Here is a 24,876-nt window from a genome sequence, read left to right on the forward strand (position 1 = left end):
CCTCTATCGCCCACTCACGTGTTGCATCTTCAATCAGGCGTTGGAACGTGACCGCGATGACGACCGAAGCAATCCTTGAATTCCGGTTTTGCTTTTCGGTTGAGCCATTTTTTGAGATCGACGGAGTAATCGCCGATGATGACGGCGAAGTTTCCATAACGGCAGTAGAGCTAGGGTTTCTTCGAAAGATAGGCATTGTTTTTCCGTTCTAGTGGAGTTTTCCGGGTTAGCCAGATGGTCCCCAACAAGAGCACAGAGTGGTAGCAAACCTTCATGGGCATATACCCGCAACTCGTCTTTTGATGGCTCGATTGCGCCATCGGCCACAAAAGTTGCGATAGGAGCAGCGAGACGGTAACTGGAAAACAAAGTTCGCACTTCGAACTCCAGCATGTTCGCTGGTTTTCGGGGTCGTCCGAACACTTTTCGCGAAATGAAAAATACTGCGACCAGACCAAGCACAGCACCAACCACAGGTAAAATGATAGCGCCGGCTACGGCACCCAAACCGAAAAGCGAGCCAATCCAATACATTTGTGCAGATGATGCTGCCGCGCCGCTTAAAGCTCCAATGGCGGTGCCCGTTGAAGCTGAACCGAATGCTGAGATAAACATTAGCATTCCGCCAATGGTAGCAGCGCCTGTAACTTTACCAGTCGCAATTTGAGCGACCCGTCGCGCACGACGGGCTCGACTTCCTGAGACTTGTGTGATCGCAGCGATAATGCCGTTTAGATCACGTTCGACGTGTTTTAATTGCCTCTTTGTGTTCATGCCCTGTCTCTTTTCAAGGGTCAGTTGACAGAACTTGATCGGAGCACGCCAACAAGCCTTCGGAACTCATTATCATCTGAAGCCCCCTTCCAGAAATTCGCAAAGCGGCAAACTACTTGAAGATTTCCTGGTTCGTAGTGCCTGCTACTGTCGACCCGATCCAAGGAGGCAAACATTGCTGAATCGCCATTCACTTCATCCAACTCAAGCGGCAGCCCGGTCAGCTCGCAGCAATATTCTTGCGCTCCCATTAGCTCTGCTATGTAATCCTGAAGAGCCGCTGCTGATGGAAACCCGAGGTCTTTTCTTTTCACAGTGCGCTCTACCGTCTGGCCGTTCGCTGCATTCGTCGTGTTGAGGGCGGTTCGTGCCATCCTTTCGGCTGCATCAGCGGCGTTGAAGAGTTCCGAGGCTCGCTGGTATGCAATCTTATCAGCCTGCGACCCATATTTGATCGGCGCATACCCCTTTTTGGCGGCTTCACTTCGTTTCTTCCAAAAAGGAATGTCATGCCAATAGCTTAGGTCGTCACCCGCGATCAGAGCCAATGTGTAATCGCGGTTCGAAGGACTAAGTGACTGAAGCGTTGCTTCTGTTGACAAGAAGTCTTTGGCCTTGGGGTGTAGTTCGTTCCATCTCAATGGAATACCCTTTTTTGTTTTGTTAGACCAAGACTTGCAGGGCTTATGACAAATAACGACCTCACGACCTCGCTCAATAGGCTCAATCTTGGTCTCGAAGTATGGGGCTTCGCTAATGGATGTTGTCCACCAGAGCTCGTCCCCATCCTTGTGAACCCAAATGTCATCCACAGTTTCCGCGATAGTAGTCATCAAGTTGAACCATCTGGATGCAGTCGCCTTGGTTGGGTTCTTTCCTGCCGCAGTGGTGTCATTCGCCATTCGGCTGGAAACATAACCCTCGCGATCATTGGCCTCCCAATACTTCTGGGCGTCGACGGCGTTCATAGTCGCTACCGTTCCGCGCTCCTTGCAGATCGGCCACTCATAGTTCTGGCGCCCAAAGTTGGCGATATAGACTTTCATAAATTGGCCCTACTGCTCTCAATGTTGATTACTTTTTCGCTTCCGCCAATGTAGGCAAGCTTACTTGGAAACTGCCAGGCTGAGTTGGAAAAGTCTTTTTCAGGACTGTACAAGTCGGTTGAACGAATAACAGCCAAAAACGGGTAGCTGGACCAAAGCAAAGACTATGAGCATACGTGATCCCATAACCAGCTGACCGCTAATTGAAACTTGAGAATAGTCAGCAATATGGAGCTCTTTGCAACCGCGACTTGGCAGCAGGTGTCTCGTACTGTCGATAGCGACCGCCACTATACCGCTTGCAATCCAGTGCATGCCCCGCGGAAATTACAGCAGCACCAATGTCTTGCCCGTCCGCATAACAGACACCAACCCAACGGTCGTGTGTGCGCTCTCCGTTGAGTATGCATTCAATTTTTTTGCCACGTAAGAAATTAACCATCCAGCGTTTAGCGTCCTGTCCAGAACGAGTACCAAGCTCTGGTGCGTCTACACCGTTTAACCGAACTGGCGTGCCATCAACGACAATTGTGTCTGCATCACGAACTTGGAGACCACCCGCAGTAGCAGTTGTGGCGAGCAGCGCCGCTGCAATGGTTAGCTTCTTGATCAAGGCAAAGTCCTCGGTGTCTGGTGTTAATCGACTATTTCGGTTGATATGCGGGTGTCCACGAGTTCTTCCTCGACAAGCGCATATATCTCCTCTGGAGGAGTGTTCAGCGAATACAGCATGAGCGCCGGGTCCACACCCATGTCGATGAGATGCTGCATGGTTTCTCCTTGCCCCTTTTGGATGCCCTCGACGGCAAAAACGACTGGAATGAGGCGGGGCTGCTCGTAGTAGTGCTGATGCATACCCACGATGCCTCGAAGAGAGACGACGCGTTCCTCGCCGCCTGCAAGGATGTAAGGACATGACGATACGCACATCGCGCCAGCCAGAACGGCGGTAGAAAGCTCAGCATCTCTCACCTGTTTACCAATGGACAGCGCCTCGGAAACCACTCCTCCTGGGCTGTGAAGAGCCACAAGGTCCGGTTTTTCTTGCATGTCAGATAGGAAAGAGGCGAAGCGAGAAGAGTCATCCATCTCTATTTGACCGCTCAGCAAAAGAACTCGCCCTAACCCCTCAACATCTTGCACAGTAAAGTCCAATCGGTTTGAAAAAGCCTCAGGTGCGGGTACATCCAGCGGTCCATCCTGAGGCAACAGCGACGGATCGCTACGATCAGTGCGATACTCACGACGCTGATCTCCAGGAGATACCGGGCCAGTCGGGAGTTCAATACGCTGCTTAAACGGGCTAGGAATGACGCCGAGAACGTCCGACGCTATCAGAACGCCTGCAATAGCGAACTGTAGGATGAGAACGTAGCGCAGCCCTGAACGAGGATCGAGACGACTTAACAGGCTCATCACGTTTCATCTTTTTGAGGAGTGGCGCGGTTGAGGATAGCTGCGTCTGCCACACCCATTGTCGCCTCTACGTCCTTCATGGCGTTCATCGCGGCTCTCAGATCAGCCAGTGTCAGCGTGTCTTCGATGCTCATACCATCCTTTCCGCTGCGTATAGCCGCCTGTGTGATTGCCAGCACGAACACCAAAACAGCGGGCAGCAAGTCGATGGCTATGGCTCCGGCCCAAGAAGGGACGAAGTTGTGGGCGTACTTGATGACTGCGTCAGCGCTAGAAATCGGGTTGTATGCCGTCTCGATGGGCGGCTCCATGTCTAGGACCTCATCAGCAGCGTTCTTAAGTGTCTTGCTGCGTTGATCCAGCGCGTTCAAAACGGAATTGATAGTGGACGATTGCGCGTCTCGTACGTCGGAACTGCGCCCGTCAAGCTCTGGAAGTACTACCGAGGATGGCAGGTCCTCAGCAGCACGAGCAACAAGTGGCGCCACGCTATACTGGTTGAGGCGCGAGATAACACCCGCCAGTTTGACGCTTTCCTCGGAGAATTGAACAGAGCGGCGGTCTACTGGACCTGGAGCAACAGTGAGCTCGCGCATCTTTGCGAGAATTTTGTTGCCTTGTTGGAAGGCTTCCTCGATAGGTTCCTGCTGTGCCGCAATCTGCTCTTCAAGATTGCGTAATTCTTCAGCCTTTTGAGTCAGTACGCGAAACACTGCGCCTCGACCAGCGGTTCCTGAGAGATCTCCGGACTGCTCGAGTTCAGCAAGTTCTTCAAAACTCTGGCGGGCGCGTTCCACCTCGCGACCCAACGCTTGACCACTCAGAGCTATATCGTGGGCTTGCTCAAGAGCAGCTTGGTAGTCACGGACAGTGTTTTCCAAGTGTTGTTCGACTGCTGCCGAGCCTGCGAGTGCGGCTGCGTTAAGCCAGCTAGACATGGCGATAATGGCGACAGAGCCAACAATCGTGGAGATGGTCAAACCAATGAAACCACTAGCCGTACGCATCGAAGGCAACAGACGGAGCATATAGCTCCAAAAGACGAAGATACCGACAGAGACAGCGATTGAGTACGCGACCGCGGCGAAGAATGAGACCGCGCCGTTATCTTCAAGCAGTGAGGACACACCAAGATAGGTGTAAATGCCAGACGCAATAGCTAGGACACCCAAGGCTGCGGGAGTAAAAGTATCTAACCAAGCAAGATGACCTTCGAGTTCTTTAGCCGTACGAAGTCCCTTTGCTTCCTCCGCCGTCAAGCGATCCTTGTTCTCCGTCATATTACATCTTGCTCCACACTCATAACGCGATAGTTCGTCACTTAATCATTCATTAAGATTTTTCACCTTGGGTTGCACATCTGAACGGTACGAAACGATTGCTTGTGCGAAACGGCCATTCTTCTGTGAGTTTCCGCCAACCTGCGCTGCCAGTCCTAGCAGAAGCGAAAATCACGAACTAACTGAATGTCCGGTTGTTATTCTGGAAGTTTCAGTAAGTGGAGATCAGTCGCCTGGCTTACCCGCGCGTGAACGCGCTCAGCGGGGTAAATCCGTCACATCTCTCAGAGCGAATGTGAAGTGTCCCTAGCAAATCAACCCGAACGTGTGCTTGGGTCGATCATGATCCAGTATGGCAATTTTGATTGACGTAACTTTTGGAGACCAGTCTCGTGGAAGTCTTGATAGTTTTGGGTTTGGTTTTGGCTGTCGCGGTGTATTTGGCAGTCCGCAGTAACAGGTCAGGCGATACAACTACTCCGCCGAGTCAGTCAGGTGTGAATGAGAAACCTAGATTGACCATGAACCAACGGCAGCGCACAACGCCGCCACAGCGTTTTGATCCAGACCATACGCTACCGAAACCCGACGTCACGATACTGGTGGGTTCAGCGTACGTTGTAGATGGCGATACATTGGTCATTAAGAAAACACAGGTCCGTCTGTTTGGTGTCGATGCTCCCGAGATGAACCACCCCTATGGCAAGAAGGCAAAATGGGCGCTCGTTTCGCTCTGCAAGGGTCAAAAAATTAGGGCGGAAGTGACCGAGCAAGATACCCACGGACGGACTGTTGCTAAGTGCTACCTCGAGGATGGCCGTGATCTATCCGCAGAAATGGTCAAACTTGGCCTAGCGATAGATTGGCCAAAATTCTCAGGCGGAAAGTATCGATCAATGGAAATACCTGATGCCCGAAAGAAGCTGTGGCTGGCCAATGCAAGGCAAAATGGGCACATGGGTCTGTGGAAGCAATATGAAGCAAAGCAAGCCGCTGGAAAACTGAATAACTGAGGATTTCAGAAACCACCGCCGCACCAAAGTATTGCAAATAGCTTCGACCGACATAGATTTTCCTCGGCCCGATGCAGAACATCATCGGTTTTGCATCGGGCCGTTACGCAACCAAAACGGACGAGAGGAAGTCAGCCGCGCTAATGGAAAATCAGTTGGCACTCTGTGATCCCGTGAAACATCAATCGACCGACCTAGTTTAGAAATGATTGGTCAGAGGTTGCGAAATGTTCAACGACGATGTCCTTGCAAAGTGCCCAGAATGCGGCTCTTCCGATAGTAGAATTTCGAATGAAGATATCACTTGCAGTGCATGTGGTTTTAGCGAGTTGCTTGTGTTTGATGATCAGGCACGTGAAGGAATGCAAAACGACATAGCAAACGTATTGAATATGGCAAAAGCGCGAGACGTTTTGCAGCGATGGAGTTTCGCGGGTTAATCTTTTTCAGTCGCTAGCCGGTGCGGTGTCTGATGAACTCAAACGCATCCAACCCCGTCTCTTGGCATAATACTGCTTTCTCTAGTTTAAAATACCAATTTGCGTTTCGGGCGAACGATCTAGAATTTTTCAACAGCAGAAAATCAAAGAGTGCTAACCCTCGGCCAATAGCCATAGTGAAAAAGATTGGCCAATGTGCGGCGGTGGGCCAGCTTATTCGTTATATTTGGCATGAGGTAGTGCAACCAGCCCTTAAACAAAAAAGCCTAAATTATGTGGTTGGGCCAAAGTGACAACCGGTGTCTGTCCACCAGTGTCACCTTCATTTCAGCAGCCAGCTGTTTCGCGTAGCTATCAAAACCTGCCGCGTTTGTTAGGACAACACACTGATGGCCTTTACTGACATCGTATCGACTGACTGAGTGAAGGACTTCACGAACCGGCTTTGCGTTCATAAGTTTTTCATGGTCGTCTGTGAACTTGCATTGCACTAAGACGACGTCTCCACGCTCGCGGTTTTCGAGATGAGTGTCGAGGCCACCATCTCCCACCCGCGGTGTTGTCGACATTTTCCAGTTGCCGCTTTTTTCGGCCTCGCGACCACTCCAGAGTTCGAATTCCTTCCAATCTAATCTGTCGATATCTCGGATATTGAACTTACTTTGAGTCATCCCTGAGATCATTGCACCTTGATCGGCTTCAATATCCTCCGCCGGCATTAGGATATCTCTGAATAGTTTGCGCTTGCGTACCATAATGTTGTTCAGGATGCAGTCGAATGAGGCATCCTGATGATGAGGATGCACTGCAATCGGGATATGAATAGTGCAGTCTAAGTCTTGACCGATGCGATAGATACGGTCGTTGCACTGTTCTTCAACGGCTGGGTTCCACCAACGCGAAAGATGGATAATGTGAGTTGCGGCAGTCATGGTAATACCGACACCCGCAGATTTTGGCGAAAGGATGCGAATGGCAAACTTGCCATCTCCACGGGTATGCTTGAAATCCTCAACGATATTTCCTCTGCGTTGAGGGGTTGTCTGACCATTTAATATTGGTATGTCGTCCAAGTCATAACGCTCACAAAGGAGGCGTCGCAGCAGGTGCTGCATCTCGTGTGTTTCGAGGAACAAAAGAACCTTTTCTCCTCGATCTCTCACCCCATCAATGATCTCGACTGCCGCTTTGATCCGTGCTGACCTCTCCATCATGGTCGCAAGTGCGTCGGGCTGATTGTGCAGCTGCTGTAAATTACCGGGGTAGAGCGAAACGGTTCTAAGCTGATGAAGGATTTTAAGTACGCGCCCATGCACATGATTTTGCAGGCCTGCAAATACCATGTCGTAGGCTTGGGCTTGGATTTCAGGCATTTCTGTTGCGTAGAAGCGATACTTCTTCAAGGGAAGTTCCTTTACGGTATCGCTTTTCATCCTGCGTATGCCGATAGGCGCTATAGGTATCCCAACGCCAGGTTCTGAGTAACTATGCGAGAACATCTCTTCGTGAAGTTCCCGATAAAGGGCCTCGTCCGCATTTTTGAAGCGATCCATGAAATCACGCAAGCTGCCGAGCGAGCCGGGCGCGATGGTGTCTATGATAGCCCACAACTCCGAGAGTTCATTCTCAACGGGGGTGCCGGTCAATCCTACGGTGAAATCAGATTTCATGGACTGAGCGGCCCGATGAGCCAGTGTGGTGACGTTCTTGATGTTTTGTATCTCATCAAAAACGACAGCGGCAAAATCGATTTTGGCGAATTCGACTTGGTTTTGAGCAAGTGTTTGATAGGTTGTCAGCACCCAAAAGATCCGGTCTTCCTCATGTTGGGTGTCCAATCCGAGATCTAAATTGTGGCTACCATCACTTGCTTTCGTTCTAAGGCGCTTCAATCCTGATCCATAAGCATCAATCCTAGATCCAAGGCCAAGGAAACTACCCATATGAGTTTCAACTTCTTTAGCCCAGTTTTTAAGGAGTGTCGTCGGCGCAACGACGAGGATTGGCTTCTTTTGATCTGATGGCGCCTTTCGCATGTTTTCCTGCAACCACGCCATGAAGGCGATGGTTTGTAAGGTTTTTCCTAGACCCTGATCATCAGCGTTCAGGACGCCGGGCAGACCTTGCAGGTAGGCGTCAATTTGCCAATCAAGCGAGACGTCTTGGTGCTTCATGAGCGTTGCGGTGATCTTGGGCGAACGGTTTATTTGGATGTGGCGAGGACGCTCTGTAAGTTCGCGTCGATAATTCAGTTCGTCGAAGTTATCCTTGATCAGAAGAACCCGTTGTTCAGTTGCTTTAGTCTCGGTCTCGCTACCCGTATCCTGACCTGGCTTGGGCTTGGGCTTGATCATGCCGACCAACTGATCAACAATGCCTTTTACTTCTTCGGTCGCGGGAATCTCATGCCCTTCGTGGTGAACGGTTTTTTTCCCATTTTTAATAGCTTCTGAAAGCTCGGCTTTCAGGCCTTCAATTTTTTCCTGAGGTAGGGTGATGAACTGATCACCGAGATAGATCCCGAATTCCTCAGGTTCCCAGCTATTTGGAATGCGTTTGACCCAAGGTACTACGGGTGGAACCCAAAGCCCGAGCTCGGTAACTCTGTCCGAATACTCCTTAGTCTCGACGAAAATAGCGGAAATGATTTGTTCAACTTGTTCCTGCTGGATGTCATCAGGAAGATCGAGGGCTTGTTCTGCTTCCAGCTTATTTCGATATACTTCCGCGATGGACTTGGCTGGATTAGCTGCGAACGCCTCGCGGGCTTCGGGAGAGGCTGTTTCGATATCGCGGACGTGTTGTAAAGCGGGAAACAAGAGCTCGTCGATAAGGACATATTCTCCGCTTTCGAGAAGGTAGGTTCGTTTCGCAGCTTCGTTGGAAAAAAAACCTTTGCCGGGATCGCTTTCGAATGTGAGACGCTCTTTGGGCGTCAGAAGTCCTTGTTTTTCACTGGCCGGGCTTTTCCCGGCGGCCGGCACCTTCCCGAAGAGAACGGGTTTAATTTGATAACCGTGTTCATTCTTGAACGAGACATCGAAGGAAATAGCGCGAGCCGTCTTCACTTGGAAACGAGATAGTGTGTCATCCAGACGAATTGTTAGCTCGTTCAGGTTGTTTGGGTTAGCGCCACCAAAGAAACTGGAGGTAGGATCATCTAGCGGATCAGTATCGACGTCGGTTTGATGGACAAGCGCCAACACTTCGGCAACCATCTGCATCTGTCGCGCGACGCTTTTGTCGGAAGCTGCCTTATACTGGTCGAGGATAGCGCAAATCTCGAAAACGGGATCCGGGATGATGTAAGTCTGACCGTTTCGTGATTGAGTAAGGAAGGCGCCGTCGCGTTTGACGCGGATGTTTTCCCCCTCATGCTGCCAGCGGGGCAAGATCACAAGATCGCCCGTTGCTAGGCTTCCCTTTTGCTCAAGGCGAAAGGTAAAGCTGGGATTGGGTGGAAGTCCAAGCGCTTTCAGTGAATTGTTGCTAAGTTGCGCGAGAGCTTTGTCATAAATGACAATGCCGTCTTTAAATTCCAAAGCCTGCTGCTTCTGATCTTCCATGAGACGTGTAATCTCGGCATGAGCGAGGCTGCCCGAGGCTCCGGTTCGTGCGGACCATTCTCGGAGGTGACGCTCTTCCAATTTGGTGCCAAAAAACAGAAGTCCTTTCGTGGTCTCGAGGAAACGCAAAACGATCCGGTTGTCTTCTCTTTTGTAGTCAGTTTCAAACATGAGAATTGGTCTTACCTATTCCGCCGCATGTAATCTTCAGCCTTCTGCATCCAGTTTTGATATGCGTCATGCGTATATTCGACGCCTTGAGCTTCGGGGCGCGCGTGAATTTCGTTTCTGTTGTAGGACTTCCGATGCAAATGCGGGGCATTGTAGGAGCCACGGTTGAATATTCGAACCCTAAAACTGTGAGTGCCTTCAACTATGGTGAGGTCGCCTACCTTCATAATAAAAAAACACTTCTCTCGTTCGTTAAAGTTTAGGGTTCCGTGTGAAAGGAATGATTTGTCTTCATGTTCACGGGCGAGACTGCGAGCGTATCGCGCACCATTTTCGTTCAAAACCACCCAAGCATCACTGATCCATTCTCGTTGGTCGATGGCAGCCCAAAATTTCCGCCTAGGCTCCCACATGTGGCTGCCCTCAAACTTGCTAATAATGTCAAAGAACATCTTGAGGGACTTGCTGGTCATCCAGCGGTTCATTATCTCTCGAGTCTCTGTGGAAACCCCCGCCCATTTTGCCTGTGAAACCCGGGGATCTCCAAAGTTCCGCACCAGAAAGCGTTCCACATCGTCTCTTAGTTCGGGGTTGTCCTGACCAGCGAAAGGGAGCACCAGAGCATCAATTCCGGCAGCTCTTGTCGCCTCAGCCGTGGTAGTGGAGTTTGGGCACAGCCAATTCATCACCCGCTCGAACGGAACTCTGTTAAGTGCTTGCCTTTCTTGGGCTGTGCTTTTTACCATCTTAGCAAAGACATCTTCGAACAGACCATTAGCATGGGGAGACCATATGCCCCACGACTTTGCGAGCTCGTAGGGGTTGTTGTTCTGCGAAAGCTCTTCGGCGATCAATCCAGGCGCTACTGCTGGTTGAAAAAGTTGTAGGTCTTCCACGAGGTGGGCGCGAACCGGAATATCCTTGGCGGGTTTGTTGGCCAAGATTGAACGGAGTCTGTCGAGGATTGGACTCACTTCCCGGGATGTTTCGATATAGGCGTCCAGCGCGGCTCGGCAGTAGCTCTTGCGACTGGTGCTCTCCAGTGTGTCAAGGAGTACGGCCGATACATTTGCCCACCTGACATCATCACGTACCTCTGAGGTAAGGAAAGACCGCAAGATGTCCGACGCCATATGCCATGGAAAACGTGACCAATCATTGCGATCCATCCGTTGCTGGAACTCGGCTAGCCTTGCTTCGAGGTCTTGTTCGGTTTTGGAATTCTGACCCATACCATACTTCTGCTGGACCCTTTTCACCGCTCTGTCCAGATGCACGGTCGTGGCGTTGAGCTCAATCTTTGAGGAACTTTTGGGTGCTATAAGAAGTTCAGACAGCTTCATTCCTGAACACCCTGGGTTTCAATTGCCGCCTGTATCGCAGCTTTCAGGCGCTCGACCTCTTCAACGTTTTTGGGGGTCGTCATGATGAAGCGCATGTCGATTCGTCGGTTTCCGTCTTTATCCGCTTGGGTTGTTCCGAAATTGATCGGGCGCGTTTCCCCGTAACCCGATACAGACAAGACTTCTTGACCGACGACATCCACGCCTTGCACGTCATCTAAGAGGTAATTGGCGTTCAGGAAGTCTGTGAGTTCAGGCCGATGCTTAACGAACACTTCGTACGTGGATGTTGCGCGTCTGGTAGAGAGATTGAGGTTGTAGATATCCGCACCATCGCTGTCTGTGTGGCCTTCAATCTGCACGGCCTCGATGACGGAGTTGTTCGGGTTGCAGTTGTCAGCGATGGCTGAGTTCGCGCCCAAAGTGTAGCAGGTTAACTCTTCAGTTAGGATCTCTGCAATCTTCCGCATCGTTGCTGTTGTACGGCGATCAGGTGTGGAGCTTCCAGATCGGAACTCGATTGCGTCTTCGCCAAATCGTACGACACCACTCACCTCATCCACGATAACTTTGATGCCGGCGGCGATCAGGCGGTCTTCAATCCGTGATAGAAGAATATTCCTGTCTTCTGAGATGCCCTTTAGGGCCGTCTCGACGGGGTCTGTTTCAAGCTGGTTACGCAGTTCCTTTAGCTCTACTTCCAGCGTTTTGATCCTATCCCGAAGATCCTCGATAACTTCCTTTAGATCAGTATTCTCAGTTTTGAGTGCATCATTTTCTAACTGGAGTGCGTCAATCTCGGTTTGAAGCCTTTTGTTTTCGAGTTCCAGGCGAGCCAATTCTTCACGCAAGCGCCGATTATCTTCACGCAGCGCTTGAAGGCGATCCCCTTGGTCGATGCGTGTTTCCAGTTCAGCTTTCAGCTGAACGATTTCAGCGCGCAGATCCTCGTTCTCAACTCGAAGTGTTTCCACTTGTTGTTGTAGCTCCCGAATATCAGGGGCTTCATCAATCAATAGTGTGGCAAAATATGCCAGAACCAACATGACAATGAAGAGGATAGAGATCATCAGATCGGTCATTGTAATGAAGACCGATTCCTCCTCTTCTTCTCTTCGTAGTTGGCGAGATGTCAGTGCCATGGATTATGCCCCGCGCTGAGTTGGCTCGAATTCGGCTATTCCATCGAGAACCGTTTGAATGGATTGAATCCCATCCCCGAAGCGGGTTGCGACCTCCTGTGTAAATCGACTGACCTGATCTTGAGACTCTGCAAGACTGCTCTCGAGCAGTTGGAGTGCGGATCCGAGATTTTGGTCGATTGTCTCAGCGTTTTCTACGACTTCTTTCAACCTAGCTATGGACGCTTGCATAGCCGCCATCGTCTGATCGACGGTGCTGCGGGAAGCCTCCATCATTTGCAGGCTACCTTCTAGTGATGTTCGAATGGCATTGTTGGTTCGTTCGATGCGCTCTACGCTGTCCGCAATTGGTCGGGAAACTCCCTCAAGAGATTTTGTGGAGTCTGTCAGGCTGGCGGAGGCTCTCTCCTGGGCATTGGTCGACAGGTTCACTGCATTTGCATGTTTGGCTAGCTCTTGGTTCGAAACCTCTAGTCGCGATGCCATTGTACGGATGGGATCCACGAGTGAAGTGTTCAGATTGCTTTGGAAGTCTGAGAGGCTACTCAGAAAATCACTGGATACGTCTGCCAGCTTCTGAGTAAGATCGGACCCGGCATTAGCAACCTTCTGGTTCACTTCAGCGCCAATCTCAGCAACCGCCGTAGTGGCTTTTTCAGAAACTTGGTCACTTGTGGCGTTGATTGAGCTCGCAAGGCCAGCGGTAGCATCGATGATCGAGTTTGCAGCGTCAGTCATCTTATCGTTGTTTGCCCGCATGCCGGCATCAATTGACTTAAGCAACGTTGCAATGGCGTCTTGCGAAGCTTCTTGCTCCAGTTCGCGAGCCTTGCGTGCGACCGCTTGATCCTCCTCCAGCTGTCGCCGTGCGCCCTCGACGACCGCATTCAAGTTTTCAATGCCCTTCGACATTTCGTTGCCAATACTGTTTCCTGAGTTGGCGAGGCGGTCAGCGACATCGATAAGCGTTCTGTTTATTGTCGAAAGAGTTCGAGACATCTCGTCCAAACTGTCGTTCAGCTTTGCATTTAAAGCATCTCCAATTTGCCCGACCATACCGGTGACTTCTGTTCCGGCGCTGTTGCTTACTGTGTCAAGAACGGGCTTAAGGTCTCTGGCCAGTGTTTGGCTAACCGTATCTCCAATCTGGGCACCGAGGTCATTGCCCAAAACCTTCAGCTGTGAAGTCTGTTCCTGAGTAGCTTTTAACTGATCGACGGCGATTTTTTCCGGAGTTTGAAAGCGAACCCTGTATTCGATGTCATCGCAGAGTTGCGCAACTTTTCTATCCAACGAAGCGGCCTGCATACGGTAGGTAATGGTAAACAAAATTGAGGCCAGCAGACCTGCCAGCGACATTGTGAACTTGCCACGCGCTGCGGCCAGGAACTCGGACATTGAATCTTGGTTGATATTGTCGAGAGTACCAAGCGCAGCGATAATCCCAAGAAATGTTAAAAGTAACCCTACCGAAACAAAGATTCCAGGTAGGTGACGCCAGACGCCGTGCTCAAATCCAAGGTCGTGACTGTTAAAAAAGAAGTTTGGACGAACAGTGTTGCAAATTGGTTTATCACGATCTTCTTCCTCCGGTATTACCAGTGTCTCACCATATTCATCCCATGCGCGACTTACGTTGTAGTCATACCCACGGAGTTTGTTTGACTGCGCCTCAGTCGAAATTTTGCTGTGAATTTTGTCAAACTGTTCGGCAAACTCACGTCGCGTAGAAGCCATCCTTATTGCCTTATGGATTCGGTTAACTGCCGCGACTTTCAATCGGTTTTGCAGGAGAAAAATTACCATAAAGAAACAGAAGGCACCCCCAATTCCAACTGTGACTAGGCCAACTGCGGCTTCGTCCTTCACAAGTTCAGCAACCGAGAAAATGATGTTGGTTGCATACATTCCAATTTGTGAAGAAATTGATCCGTCTTCAGAGAGCATTGCTAGCGTTTCCATGAGCCGTTCAGAACTAAAGGGTGTTTTTTCTGTAAGATCGACTACTGATGGAGCGCATGCAACGTGGTTTATTGAATACGTGGACTTGCTGTCACTATCGCCATTGTTTAAGCAAATTCGCCCTCGTAACTCGGAACGAGTGAGGCAGGTATATGCATCTCTATAGATCCTCGCTGAGAAAAATGTTTGAAAAAAACGAATTAACTTCAGTTATTTAGTCGATTTTTTGGTGTCAAACGAAATTTCCTTCTTGACCCGCGTGACATAAAGGCCTCAGCCTAGTGCCATGACATACACACGCATCAACTGCCATCGAATATCGGCCTGAGGTCGATAGCCCACGCGAAATCCGTGGGAGGCAGCATTGGTATGCGGGCGAGGCTTATATCCTTGTAATTGCTCCAGATTAGAGTGCACGAGTCGGTTCGATTCCGACGCCTCCTACCATCCCCCGGAGGAGTCCGACATGGCGGACGACGTTGCGAACGCAATTGATTTCAACGACATCAAGCAATCGGTCGAGGAGAGCCTCGGCCGCACATCTAATGGTTGGGCCGGCTTGGTCACGACGCTCTTCTCAGAGATCAAACAGTACTGCGATAAGAAACAAATATCCTATCCCGTCGTTCTCCAGATCAAGGAAAAACTGGGGGAGCTCCGTATCTACCACAGGTGTGATGATCGACACATCCAGTCGATGATCACCACCACGATTGCACGAGCAAATCGTTCCTGTGAACGATGCTCAAACGCTGCTGAGACCCAACTTCTGAACGGCTGGTACACGACCCTGTGTTGTTGGTGCGCGCATGATGTCGCGAGCAAGCGCCACCCTGAAAGGAAGAGGTTCTTAGGCGTTCGGAAAAATCCTGTTCGGGATCAAATGACCTGCTCAGTTTGTGGCTATTTCGGTCAGATCGACCGAACGGATGAGCGCGGACGCTGTCCTGCATGTGTGACGAAAGGGTGGTGAGTGATGCTAAAAATTATTGTCTACGCAAACGAAAGAGAGATCGCTCGGGCCCATGCCGGGAACGTCAGCGATGATATTGATGGGCTCTGCGACTACGAAGCGCGTGTGAGCGAAAGAGAGTCCGAGCAGCTCGGAATCGAAGAAAAAGCAGTACGCTTCGAGATCTCGCAGCATGATCGCAAGCAAACCGTTTGGTCACTCGTTGAGAAAATCGCCGCCATGTGGCTGGAGAAGACCGGTGCGCGAGAGCCCCGCACTAAGGCTGACGACGTGACGCGCGCATTTCTGAAGCTGAAGAAGGCCAAGTTTCTCGCCGGACAAGCGCCGCTGTCTGTTCCGATCACCGACGCAGAGGAGTTTGATGAACTCATCGCTGACGTCGAGATTGATCCACTGACCAGGACACTTCTGGCACTGCAAGCAGCTGAGATTGCATTGGGCCGTGCAAAACTGTCTGGTCCGGTCAGTGCAGACGAAATCAGAGCGCGCAAGGTGAATGAGAGTGACAACGAATTGCTATCGCAGATCCGGGCGAGCGTTCGCGAGTTGGATGATCGCATCACTGACGAAGGGAACGGTAATGACGAGGACAATTGAGCCGGTTTTCTCGAAAACTGAAGATCCAAGGTTCCTGAAGCGGTCGCTCGCTGTCCACGACAGTGAAAGCAGTGTTGTGATCACAATCTCGCCTGCCGATTTCGAAGGTATCGAAGATTTTACTTATGAAGAGATCATGCGCGCTGTTGATGAAAAATCTGGCGCGCTGAAGGATGAGTGATGAACCAGGCTGTCGATTGGAATGACATCCATACAAGCGTTCTGAACGCGCTTGGAGAGCATCGTGCGGGATGGGCTGACCAGCTCGCACTGGTGCTTGAGGATGTAAAACGTAGCGTTGAGCAACTTCCTGATGTTTTTGGGAAAGAGCTGCCGGAAGTTCAGCAGATCAAGCAAAAATTGGGAGGCCTTCGTGTCTGCACACGAAAGTGCAATCGAAATATCCTCGATGAGCTGGATACGCGTGTCGACGAGATTGAGAAGACGTGTGAGCGGTGCGGAAATTCTGCCGGAATCCAAAGCATCCAGGGCTATCTCACGACGCTTTGTTGCTGGTGCTACAACGACTACCTTCAAAGTCGGTTTGAAGGCGCTGAGGCGAGGTGGCCAACAGATCTTGAGCTCAACGTAGCAAATCGCTTTCCAGACCTGGTGAGCGCTGATACGGCGTCATTATGGCCAAGCATTGGTCCGGGCAGGCTGGTCTTGCTTGGCCGGTTCCTCGCAGAGGCGGAGCATCTGGTTCGAGAGAACTGTGAGACACCGATTCAAGTGCAGATCTCGGATGTGACGACGGGCCCAGACGGTTCAATCCAGATCAGCTTCAGTCGGTACGATCAATGCTTGGATCTTCTGCTCAAACGTGTCCAGCTGGATAGCAAGCGTACCTGCGCAAGATGCGGCCACGTGGGTGATATCGTTCGGAAGAAGCACAGGGCAACCGCCCTGTGTGCACACTGTCAGGAGCAAGGCGATTGGAATCCCTTCGATGAGTGATGAGTTTTCCGATGAGGAGATCTGTAGACGTCCGTTGGAATCGATCCCTCTGGATGACCTGATTTATGAGCTGAAAGCACGGTTGAAAGAAGGTTCAGATGCATGGCCGGCACTTCTGACGGCTGTACAAGAGCACATCGTGGACGCTGCTCCAGCTGATGGACCAGCATAATGGACAGACATCTGGATTAAAGAGAATAAGTGGCCAACGTGACCGAAAAAGACAAAATCACAGAAGGGTCAGGCAGCGTCTATCAAGACCTTGGCCTTCCGGAACCAATCGTCAGCCACCTATTCTGCGACTTAAGGATCGTCGCCGTCCAAGACAGCTTTTGCCCGATTGAGATCGCAGTTTTGAGGGTGATCGATGACAAGCCACACATTTGGAGTTCGCCCATTTACCCTGCGCGATCATGGCCACAACAGGTTCTGGATGCATCTCCAATCGACCTATCGACGGCTCCGGCCGCTGAAGAGGTGGCAAACCAGACACTCGATCTCGTCGAGCTCTGTGAAGCCGGTTGCGTCTACTCAGATTCTTCGGCGACGTCAGGATTACTGGAGCGTCTATTGGCTGAAGCAGAGGTTGGATACGTGCAAAAAGTAGATGTGCTCCGTGCAGACCAGATCATGCAGGATGATGCATCTCGTCGAGCGATGAAACAGCAGCTGAAGGTACGCAAGCGGAAATCTGACGATCCTCGCGATGAGGTGAAGCGGTTGTGGACCTGCTACCAAACAGTGAAGGCCTCAGAGGAAAGAGGTGCGCGATGAGAACGGCAGACGAACCTAGAGGAGATAGTCAAACAACACGACGAAAGGGTCCTTCGAAATGCTAAGTGTTTATTCAAAACACTGATCAGGTCCGCAGGATACGAGATTGCGAGACTACAAATGCAGTATTTTCGCGACCTGAATAAAGTCAAGAAATCTCGGCCTTTTACCGCAAAACCGGTGCGTGCATTCGATAGCTCCGGGAAATGAACATTTCTGCCGTTGATGACTTGAAGGACAATCTGCATAAAATCGCCATTGGACTAATCGCTGCGAAACCGTCCCGAGTGATTGACTGCGATAGTGTCGGGGCACATTGAGCGGAGACTGCCGTCGGTTCCAAAGAGCCCGGGCTCCAGTTTCAACAAGCAGCGAATCACCTCGCTCAGGACACGGGTGATTTGGCTGTTGAGGCCATTTGACCAGACGAAAGCGAAGGAATTCTATTCTTGCACTTGGGCGCTCCCTCATGCCGCAACGACAACAATCTCTCTTTGAAATTATCCTTACTCGCAAGAAGTGAATTAGGCAGAGCCTAATTCAGGGTCGGGTTTTGCAACGCAAGCGCGCCCAAGGATAAATGTTTCAAAACAGTGTCTTATTGAGGAATTCGCGGGAGTTTGATATGCTGATTGGCGTGTCAAACCTATCCCAACCTGGGGGGTGCACGAAATGAAAGCGAGGCTGAGAGATATGCCATTCGTTGTAGATAAATTTGCTGCCGGTGACGCAGTGCTGAGTTCGGAGGCGCCTTTTCGTTGAAAAAGACGAAAAGCACAAATCGGCTAATCAATGAGGTAGCCAGTTGTTTAGAGTGGGGTCGAATGATCTGACAAATTTGTCACATTTTATCGGCGTGAAAGTCACATCATTTAAACCCGCATCTTTTCGCTTGCACAGACCTCCGAGTTTTGAGTACGAGAAGCGCCCATGCAAAATTCTGTCCATCATATCGCGCCCAATCAGATACGGGTTTTCTGAGTTTCCGATCCGTTGGTAGCTCTCTTCAGCGATAGGTTCACATATCCTTCTTCTGCTGCGAGCTCCTGTAGGCACTAAGTCGATATGAGGCGCTTGTCATGGCGTTTACTACAAAACTTTTGGGGTTCTTGAAGACGTGTTGCGATAGCCATCGCGACATCACTCCTTCTTTTGCTCCACGTTTCTTGAATCTCACGCGAATAGCCGTGTGATCGGGCGGTTTCGGCCGCCTGCTTCCCACCAAAATTCAAATCACGAGTTTTTCTACCGAACGCGTTCGGTGGGCTCGATAAGACGTGAGGTATTCACATGAAGAAGAACTTTCCTGACGGAATCCGGCTCCCGTCAGATTTTCGTTCAGACCGTGCCATTGCGAAAGCCGCGAAACGCCATTGTACTGCTTACACCGTGATCGGTTCGAACCCGGGTGTAAGGGTTCAGGCGGAGTCTCAACTTGAGTTGGTCAATCTGCTGGTAATGCACGCGCAGCTCGAGGTTGAAGACATCTTCGATCAAGTGCGGTTCCGTTGGAATGGCTTCAGTGAAAAGGTGCGAGAGCATGTGTTTGATTACGTCGCGCACATCCGTGGAGGCTCTAAAGTTGCTTTCGCCGTAAAGCCAAGCTTTCAGGCCACGAAGTCGGTATTTGTAGAAAAAATGCAAGAGGTTGCGTGGTTCTCCGTTCAGTCTGGCTTTTGCGATGAAGTACGTATCCTGACGGAACGCAGCGCAGATCAGATTGAAAAGAGGAATGCAGAGCTTTTCTGGGCCGTGCGGCAGCCTATGCCGAGTGCTGACGACGTAGCTTGGAATGTAGCTCAAGACCTTCTGGGTGCAGCCTCACTGCGTGACCTTACAATCAAAACTGGACTTGGTGCCGACGGTTGGCGAGCGCTCGTGCGTTTGGTTGCCGCTCAACATCTTGTGCCACTTACCCGCGAAATCATCGACCCCCAAACACTTGTCCAACGGAAAGGATAATTCCCATGACTGTTCACTATGATCTGACCAAGAAAATCGCTGAAGCGAAGAATACCGCAAACGCTTCAACAAAAAGCCGCTTCGAAATCTCGATGCATGACCGCGTAACTATTGCAGGCAAACGTATGCGGTTGGCCGGCAAAACTGCAAACGGCTATGTCCTTTACCCAACTTCCGGATCAGGACTTGCCGAGTTTTTTGGTTATGAAGAATTGAGCCGACGCAACGCCTCTGGCGAAATTGTGCATGAACGTAACCACTTCCTGCCCAAGGCGGATCGCAATCAAAACTTCAATAATTCTATTTCGCTGTTCGATTTGACGGAAAAGCAGAAAGAGCGGTTCTGGAAACGCTTCAGCTTGGTAAGCGCTTATCTGGAGCTGGAAAGCGAGGATCGTGTCTCACCAAATGACAAGTCGATCAAGGAGTGTATGGCGGAAATTTGTCAATTGGCCGCAACAATTGCCTCGGAAGAGATGCGGACCCCCGAAGAGTGCATGCGCGACGAAGAAATTCGGACTGGAAAGCGGCGTCGTCGGCAGGGCGGCGGACGGATTGTAAGGAGCGTTGAGCCCGTCCATGCGACCACGTTGAGGAAGTGGGTGACCGCATATCGTCGAAATGGCAAGCTTGGTCTTCTCGATAGCGTTCACAACCGCGGAAATCGGTATAGCTATTTTAGCTCCGAAGAGCAGAAGTTGCTCAATTCAGAAACGCGAAAAAGTTACTTCAATCTCAACCGTCCAACCCAAGTAAAAACCACAGAAGACGTTCAGAGGGCGTTTGAAAAGGTCAATGAAGATCGCAAAAAGGAGGGTCTGACCCCGCTTCGGGTTCCTAGTCGGTATGCGGTGCGTCAATGCATCAAGAGCTTCAGTGAGTTCGAAGTTTTGCTGCACCGGTACGGGTACGACGAGGCGATGAAACGGTGCAAGCCAGTTGGGCGAGGGATCGAAACATCCCGGCCACTTGAACGGTGCGAAATGGACGAATGGCGAGTCGATCTTCGCACTCTGGTTTCTAGTACACGTCTCGGCGAACTTTTGACCCTGAAAGAGCTTGAGGACCTCGGTTTGCTTGGTGAAAAGGGGGCAAAGAGCACACGTTGGTGGTTGTCTGTCATTATTGATTGCCGCAGCCGCTGCATTCTTGCGATGAAGCTGACGAAGAACCCTAAATCCGCGACGGCAATCGATTGCTTGCAAATGGCGGTACAGGACAAAGGTGCATGGGTGGATGCCGTAGGCGCCGAAGCGGCTTGGGATATGTTTGGCTTGCCGGAAGTCCTTGTTACGGACAATGGAGCTGCCTTCAAATCGCAAGAGTTCATCAGCACTTGCCTGGATCTGGGTATTACCGTTGAAAAAACCATCGCCGGCATGCCCGGTATGCGCGGAACAGTCGAAAGGTTTTTTAAGACTGCATCGACGGGGCTTGCTGCCCGACTTCATGGTCGCACGTTTTCGAATTCGGTTGAACGCGGAGATCATCCGACAGAGGAGCGCACCTGCTTGAACACAGAAGATCTGTGCTTTGCGCTGGTGCGCTGGATTGTGGACGTTTACCATAATACACCACATGAAGGTCTGCACGGCCGGACACCGCTTGAGCAGTGGAACAAAGACATCGCGGACGGCAACTTCCCCGCTCAGGCAACGCCTGATATGCGCAAGAGGCGGCTGATTTTTGGAAAGAAGCTTGAACGGACTCTGAACAAATCAGGTATCACAGTTTTGGGTGTTCAGTACCACTCAGAGCAATTGGCGGAGTGGTTTGCGCATCGTGGCAAGCAGGATCTGCAAGTCAGCTGGTTGCCTGAGAATATTGGGGCGATTTCTGTGAAACTTGGAGAACACTGGCATGAAGTGCCAGCGGTTTACGATGAATTCGACAGTGTTCATGCACAACAGTGGGTTGCAGCTCGACGCAAGATGAAGAGTTCTGAACCGCGCAAAAGGGCGTGGGAACAGAATGTCGTTGCAAATGCGCTTGAAGCCATTGATGCAATGAACCTCAAAAAATCGCTCGAGTTCGGTCTGGTTTCACAGGTCTACTCTGAGACACGCATGGTGGCGTTGGAAAAGGAACTGTTTGTCGGATTTACCGTTTCCTCGTCTGAGACACGGCTGGCACAGGGGCCAACGCAGTTTGGCATTACCGTTGCTCCGAAAAAACCCGACTACTTGTCCGAGAGCGAGGGTAACCAGGACCGTCATCCACCTGTTGAAAAAGATGTTTGGGAGAGCGACGAGGAGGGTGACAAATGAACCAGATCAACCCAGTTATCGATCCTCAGACGGTTATGCAGTCGTTGCGGGCCAAGTACTTCACAAACAATCGGCACCACCAAATTACGCGTGAACTCGACCGTTTGCTTCAACCCGACCAGCAAGGTGGTAGGTTGCCTGCTCCGGAACTCCATGCAGGAGGGCTTGAGGCCAGGGGGCTTATGGTTGTTGCGAAGCCGGGGGATGGCAAAACTACCGCGGTTCACAGGGTCCTGAGTCGCCACCCGGCGTTGCAAGCGGCGACGGAGCAGGACGTGCCTCGGTACATCCGCATTCAGGTGCCAAGTCCAGCGACACTCAAAAGCCTGGGCCGCGCCATTCTCGGAGAACTTGGAATGAACGACGTTTCAGAGCGGGCCCCCGCTTGGGACATCTGGCGTGTTGTGAAGCATCGCTTGTCGTTGTTGGGCATCGTCGTGCTTTGGATCGATGAAGCCCAAGACGTTTTCCTGTCACGCTCAGCACGTGAGATTGACGACATGCTCAAGACGCTGAAATCGTTGATGCAAGGAGACCAAGCAGTGGTTCTCGTTCTCAGTGGCACTGACCGGCTTCTTGAGGTGGCGCGCTACGACCAGCAAGTCGACCGACGGTTCAGGAAAATCATGTCTCGACCGCTCGTCGTGGGCCACCACGAACAAAATCTTCAAGGGTTGATTGATACATACTGTCAGATGGCCGGCATCCGACCCGACATCGAACCGGATACACTGAGGCGACTTATCCATGGCAGCCGGGGTCTGTTCGGAAGAGCAATCGAGACTATCCTCGCGGCCATCGAACAAGCCCTCTGCGAAGAGAGCTACTGTTTGAAGCGATCTCATTTTGCGGAAGCTTGGAGCATCCAAGAAGGCTGCTCTTGGGATCAAAACGTGTTCGAGATCAATGATTGGGCAGCGCTAGAGATTGATAGCGACGCCGAAGAGTTTGATGCAGAACGAACCCGGCGGCAACATCAGCAAGTTGGACGGGGTTGATTCATTGAGTACAATTTTGCCAATGATGCCCATTTTGCCAGGTGAGAGCTTTGTTTCATGGGTCAGCCGGTTCGCCCGTGTTCAATGTGATATGTCTGCGAAAGAGTTTTCTTCTTTTGTGCGTATTCCACTTCAGGACCTCGCCAGGACTCGAGACAACGCGGTTGAGCAGATGCATCAGCTGACCGGCATTCCTGCGAAGCGACTTACGCAGGGCGGATACAAACAGCTTGCCTTTCGCTACTACAAACATCGAGATGAAGAGTTTCATTCAGAATTCGTTGCGGGCAATCGAGTAAGTTATTGCCCGCAATGCATCTTGAACGACATCTCGGACTGCCCTCAATCGTTGAGAATGCCGGTTGGGAAGATCAATTGGGCTTTTTCACCTGTGAGAACTTGTCCCGTTCATTCCGTTCCTTTGGTCCGAGAGCCTGGGAGAGGCCGAGGCAATCTCTTTCTGGATTTGGCTGCCCATATGCCAGACGAAGCGCGATTAGCAAAGCTGGCCGAAATTGGGAAACAGAGGCGCGTCTCTGAACTGCAATCTTACCATGAAGCCAGGCTTGAAGGGCGCCCCGGGCCAGAGTGGCTGGACGGGCAGCTGATTGATCTAGCCTCACGTGCATCTGAAATGCTTGGTGCGTGTATCGCATTTGGTCCAAATGCAAATCTTCCAAATCTGTCGCAAGAGGATTGGGACTTGGCCGGGTCGGTTGGGTACGAGTTTACAAAACGTGGCCCTGAAGGCGTTCGAGAAGGGCTTGAAGCGGTGCAGTCGAAGACGCCATGCTCAAAAATTCAAGCCGGGCCGCAAGGTGTGTTCGGTGTTCTCTATCAATGGATTCAGTTCAAAAAAAACCGAAAACCGATTGGGCCGTTTCGGGAGGTTTTCCGTGAACATATTCTGGAAACCATGCCAATTGGTGCGGGAACGATTCTGTTTGGAGAACCCGTTTTGCAGCGGCGGCGTCATTCAGTAGCGTCGCTGAGCCAAAAGTTTGGGGTGCATCCCAGGACTGTTCAAAATGCGCTTATGGTCGCCGATTTGCTGCCTGCGGGCTACGACGCGAAGCGGGATTTCGGAGCCATTGACGTTGCTCGTTCTGAAGACCTTCTCAGGAGGATGCGGCGTTCGGTTCCAATTTCTGAGGTTCCAAAATATCTAGGCTGCAAACGGCCCCAAGTGGCGCAGCTCATCGAAGCTGGGATGCTTAAACCAATCGCGGGCTGTAGAGATGGCCGAAGGAGCATTGCTCAGGGAGTTGACGCCAACGACCTGGACAGTTTTGTGAACCGCTTGCGAAGTTTCGGGCAGTCCATTTCTGAACCCTCAGAGGGTGTGTTGGGAATTGCCAACGCGGCTGAAGCCTTGAAAGTGCCCGCTGTCAAGATTGTCGAACTGTTGCTCCAAAGGCAACTAACTGGAGTTGAGCTTCTCGACGAAGAACTGCGTTACCAATCTGTACTTGTTGACGTGGCAGAAGTGGGTGAAAAACTCGGTTGCCGAACTGGTTCTCCCGGGAAATCGATTTCGGATGTCGCGCGAAAGCTTGGCCTTTCTGCCACCTCAGTCGACTTCCTTCTTCGAACTCCACCAGACGGAATGGAACCGGTTCTGACAATTTGCGGACAAACTAGACACATGGGGCAGATGCGTGATCTTGTTAGCCCTGCTAGCGTAGACCGTTTCAAGGTGGACTACCAAAAGATCACCGACGTTGCGACGAGAATGGCAACAACAGTTCCGGAAGCCCGAAGGAAGTTAAAATCTCGAGGGATCTTGCCAGTTTGGGAACCCAAAGCGGCGGGAGTGGAGCTCTACAGAACCTCAGAATTCTAGAAGAACAAAAAGCTGAAGTAGCAGCCGCCCTTCAGGGCGGCTTTTTCGTTGCCCAAATTTTTTTGTGGGCGACAATGAGTTGTCAAGATGGGCGAAGTGGCCGCGGCATAATCAAGGGTGATGATAAATATATATAAAAATCAATGTTTTAACTTTTTGGGGTTGCCGAATATGGGTTATTTATGCCCAACGGAACAGCTGTTGAACCGCCAGGCAATACGAACCCATTTCGGCGGTTTTGGCACCCATTAACAAGGTCAGTAGCGCCTATTATTCGTAAATCTGAGGCCAAAAAGGGAAATAAGACGCCGGGTCATTAATCGCCGGCGCCTTGGTTTTGTTGGTTCGAGTT

The 24,876-nt window shown here is 51.1% G+C and carries 20 protein-coding genes and 1 tRNA gene; 12 read left to right on the plus strand and 9 right to left on the minus strand.

Annotated features, from left to right (window positions below):
* Positions 1–33 precede the first annotated feature (33 nt).
* From ACR3EQ_RS18605 to ACR3EQ_RS18625, 5 genes are all read right to left on the minus strand, one after another.
* Complete coding sequence (locus ACR3EQ_RS18605; protein WP_480491527.1) at positions 34–774, minus strand: hypothetical protein; 741 nt, start codon at positions 772–774, stop codon at positions 34–36.
* Between the two features lie 20 nt (positions 775–794).
* Positions 795–1,820: a hypothetical protein gene (locus tag ACR3EQ_RS18610; RefSeq protein WP_480491529.1), complete on the minus strand. Its 1,026-nt coding sequence runs from the start codon at positions 1,818–1,820 to the stop codon at positions 795–797.
* A 220-nt stretch (positions 1,821–2,040) separates the two neighbouring features.
* Positions 2,041–2,433: a thermonuclease family protein gene (locus ACR3EQ_RS18615; protein ID WP_480491531.1), complete on the minus strand. Its 393-nt coding sequence runs from the start codon at positions 2,431–2,433 to the stop codon at positions 2,041–2,043.
* Positions 2,434–2,456: 23 nt separating this feature from the next.
* A complete protein-coding gene (locus tag ACR3EQ_RS18620; RefSeq protein ID WP_480491532.1) occupies positions 2,457–3,236 on the minus strand; it encodes a COG3904 family protein in 780 nt (259 codons plus the stop codon).
* Positions 3,236–4,516: a hypothetical protein gene (locus ACR3EQ_RS18625; RefSeq protein WP_480491534.1), complete on the minus strand. Its 1,281-nt coding sequence runs from the start codon at positions 4,514–4,516 to the stop codon at positions 3,236–3,238. Before ACR3EQ_RS18625 ends, ACR3EQ_RS18620 begins: the two co-directional genes overlap by 1 nt.
* Positions 4,517–5,037: 521 nt before the next feature.
* Here ACR3EQ_RS18625 and ACR3EQ_RS18630 point away from each other — a divergent pair.
* On the plus strand, positions 5,038–5,529 hold the full coding sequence (locus tag ACR3EQ_RS18630; protein ID WP_480491803.1) for a thermonuclease family protein: 492 nt from the start codon (positions 5,038–5,040) through the stop codon (positions 5,527–5,529).
* A gap of 706 nt (positions 5,530–6,235) precedes the next feature.
* On the opposite strand, the gene ACR3EQ_RS18635 is transcribed toward ACR3EQ_RS18630, so the two are convergent.
* The 4 genes from ACR3EQ_RS18635 to zorA are packed head-to-tail and all read right to left on the minus strand — an operon-like array spanning position 6,236 to position 14,153.
* Positions 6,236–9,706: an SNF2-related protein gene (locus ACR3EQ_RS18635; RefSeq protein ID WP_480491536.1), complete on the minus strand. Its 3,471-nt coding sequence runs from the start codon at positions 9,704–9,706 to the stop codon at positions 6,236–6,238.
* An 11-nt stretch (positions 9,707–9,717) separates the two neighbouring features.
* Positions 9,718–11,049: an EH signature domain-containing protein gene (locus tag ACR3EQ_RS18640; protein ID WP_480491538.1), complete on the minus strand. Its 1,332-nt coding sequence runs from the start codon at positions 11,047–11,049 to the stop codon at positions 9,718–9,720.
* Positions 11,046–12,191 (minus strand): OmpA family protein, encoded by a 1,146-nt coding sequence (locus ACR3EQ_RS18645; protein ID WP_480491540.1) that lies wholly within the window; start codon positions 12,189–12,191, stop codon positions 11,046–11,048. The genes ACR3EQ_RS18640 and ACR3EQ_RS18645 overlap by 4 nt, the downstream gene beginning before the upstream one ends.
* 3 nt (positions 12,192–12,194) lie before the next feature.
* Positions 12,195–14,153: an anti-phage ZorAB system protein ZorA gene (gene zorA / locus ACR3EQ_RS18650; protein WP_480491542.1), complete on the minus strand. Its 1,959-nt coding sequence runs from the start codon at positions 14,151–14,153 to the stop codon at positions 12,195–12,197.
* Between the two features lie 353 nt (positions 14,154–14,506).
* On the opposite strand from zorA, the gene ACR3EQ_RS18655 reads away from it, so the two are divergent.
* From ACR3EQ_RS18655 to ACR3EQ_RS18705, 11 genes are all read left to right on the plus strand, one after another.
* Positions 14,507–14,600, plus strand: a tRNA-OTHER gene (locus ACR3EQ_RS18655).
* Between the two features lie 19 nt (positions 14,601–14,619).
* On the plus strand, positions 14,620–15,126 hold the full coding sequence (locus ACR3EQ_RS18660; RefSeq protein ID WP_480491543.1) for a hypothetical protein: 507 nt from the start codon (positions 14,620–14,622) through the stop codon (positions 15,124–15,126).
* A 3-nt stretch (positions 15,127–15,129) separates the two neighbouring features.
* Complete coding sequence (locus tag ACR3EQ_RS18665; protein ID WP_480491545.1) at positions 15,130–15,723, plus strand: hypothetical protein; 594 nt, start codon at positions 15,130–15,132, stop codon at positions 15,721–15,723.
* A complete protein-coding gene (locus tag ACR3EQ_RS18670; RefSeq protein ID WP_480491546.1) occupies positions 15,707–15,904 on the plus strand; it encodes a hypothetical protein in 198 nt (65 codons plus the stop codon). Before ACR3EQ_RS18665 ends, ACR3EQ_RS18670 begins: the two co-directional genes overlap by 17 nt.
* Entirely contained in the window at positions 15,904–16,680 is a 777-nt protein-coding gene (locus tag ACR3EQ_RS18675; RefSeq protein WP_480491548.1) for a hypothetical protein, read from the plus strand. The genes ACR3EQ_RS18670 and ACR3EQ_RS18675 overlap by 1 nt, the downstream gene beginning before the upstream one ends.
* Complete coding sequence (locus ACR3EQ_RS18680; protein WP_480491550.1) at positions 16,673–16,852, plus strand: hypothetical protein; 180 nt, start codon at positions 16,673–16,675, stop codon at positions 16,850–16,852. Before ACR3EQ_RS18675 ends, ACR3EQ_RS18680 begins: the two co-directional genes overlap by 8 nt.
* Positions 16,853–16,881: 29 nt before the next feature.
* Positions 16,882–17,454: a hypothetical protein gene (locus ACR3EQ_RS18685; protein ID WP_480491552.1), complete on the plus strand. Its 573-nt coding sequence runs from the start codon at positions 16,882–16,884 to the stop codon at positions 17,452–17,454.
* 1,290 nt (positions 17,455–18,744) lie between these two features.
* Positions 18,745–19,416 (plus strand): hypothetical protein, encoded by a 672-nt coding sequence (locus tag ACR3EQ_RS18690; RefSeq protein WP_480491553.1) that lies wholly within the window; start codon positions 18,745–18,747, stop codon positions 19,414–19,416.
* Between the two features lie 5 nt (positions 19,417–19,421).
* Complete coding sequence (locus tag ACR3EQ_RS18695; RefSeq protein WP_480491555.1) at positions 19,422–21,683, plus strand: DDE-type integrase/transposase/recombinase; 2,262 nt, start codon at positions 19,422–19,424, stop codon at positions 21,681–21,683.
* The gene (locus ACR3EQ_RS18700) at positions 21,680–22,681 is read left to right on the plus strand and encodes a TniB family NTP-binding protein (RefSeq protein ID WP_480491557.1); all 1,002 of its coding nucleotides are present in this window, start codon (positions 21,680–21,682) and stop codon (positions 22,679–22,681) included. Before ACR3EQ_RS18695 ends, ACR3EQ_RS18700 begins: the two co-directional genes overlap by 4 nt.
* On the plus strand, positions 22,635–24,524 hold the full coding sequence (locus tag ACR3EQ_RS18705; protein WP_480491559.1) for a TniQ family protein: 1,890 nt from the start codon (positions 22,635–22,637) through the stop codon (positions 24,522–24,524). The genes ACR3EQ_RS18700 and ACR3EQ_RS18705 overlap by 47 nt, the downstream gene beginning before the upstream one ends.
* Positions 24,525–24,876: the final 352 nt, after the last annotated feature.

This window comes from Ruegeria sp. AN11 (genome assembly GCF_056536005.1).

Coding starts and splice junctions, on each gene's coding strand:
- ACR3EQ_RS18605 (WP_480491527.1), bottom strand. CDS start 774: ATGAACACAAAGAGGCAATTAAAACACGTCGAACGTGATCTAAACGGC.
- ACR3EQ_RS18610 (WP_480491529.1), bottom strand. CDS start 1,820: ATGAAAGTCTATATCGCCAACTTTGGGCGCCAGAACTATGAGTGGCCG.
- ACR3EQ_RS18620 (WP_480491532.1), bottom strand. CDS start 3,236: ATGAGCCTGTTAAGTCGTCTCGATCCTCGTTCAGGGCTGCGCTACGTT.
- ACR3EQ_RS18625 (WP_480491534.1), bottom strand. CDS start 4,516: ATGACGGAGAACAAGGATCGCTTGACGGCGGAGGAAGCAAAGGGACTT.
- ACR3EQ_RS18630 (WP_480491803.1), top strand. CDS start 5,038: ATGAACCAACGGCAGCGCACAACGCCGCCACAGCGTTTTGATCCAGAC.
- ACR3EQ_RS18635 (WP_480491536.1), bottom strand. CDS start 9,706: ATGTTTGAAACTGACTACAAAAGAGAAGACAACCGGATCGTTTTGCGT.
- ACR3EQ_RS18640 (WP_480491538.1), bottom strand. CDS start 11,049: ATGAAGCTGTCTGAACTTCTTATAGCACCCAAAAGTTCCTCAAAGATT.
- ACR3EQ_RS18645 (WP_480491540.1), bottom strand. CDS start 12,191: ATGGCACTGACATCTCGCCAACTACGAAGAGAAGAAGAGGAGGAATCG.
- zorA (WP_480491542.1), bottom strand. CDS start 14,153: ATGGAAACGCTAGCAATGCTCTCTGAAGACGGATCAATTTCTTCACAA.
- ACR3EQ_RS18660 (WP_480491543.1), top strand. CDS start 14,620: ATGGCGGACGACGTTGCGAACGCAATTGATTTCAACGACATCAAGCAA.
- ACR3EQ_RS18665 (WP_480491545.1), top strand. CDS start 15,130: ATGCTAAAAATTATTGTCTACGCAAACGAAAGAGAGATCGCTCGGGCC.
- ACR3EQ_RS18670 (WP_480491546.1), top strand. CDS start 15,707: ATGACGAGGACAATTGAGCCGGTTTTCTCGAAAACTGAAGATCCAAGG.
- ACR3EQ_RS18675 (WP_480491548.1), top strand. CDS start 15,904: ATGAACCAGGCTGTCGATTGGAATGACATCCATACAAGCGTTCTGAAC.
- ACR3EQ_RS18680 (WP_480491550.1), top strand. CDS start 16,673: ATGAGTGATGAGTTTTCCGATGAGGAGATCTGTAGACGTCCGTTGGAA.
- ACR3EQ_RS18690 (WP_480491553.1), top strand. CDS start 18,745: ATGAAGAAGAACTTTCCTGACGGAATCCGGCTCCCGTCAGATTTTCGT.
- ACR3EQ_RS18695 (WP_480491555.1), top strand. CDS start 19,422: ATGACTGTTCACTATGATCTGACCAAGAAAATCGCTGAAGCGAAGAAT.
- ACR3EQ_RS18700 (WP_480491557.1), top strand. CDS start 21,680: ATGAACCAGATCAACCCAGTTATCGATCCTCAGACGGTTATGCAGTCG.
- ACR3EQ_RS18705 (WP_480491559.1), top strand. CDS start 22,635: ATGCAGAACGAACCCGGCGGCAACATCAGCAAGTTGGACGGGGTTGAT.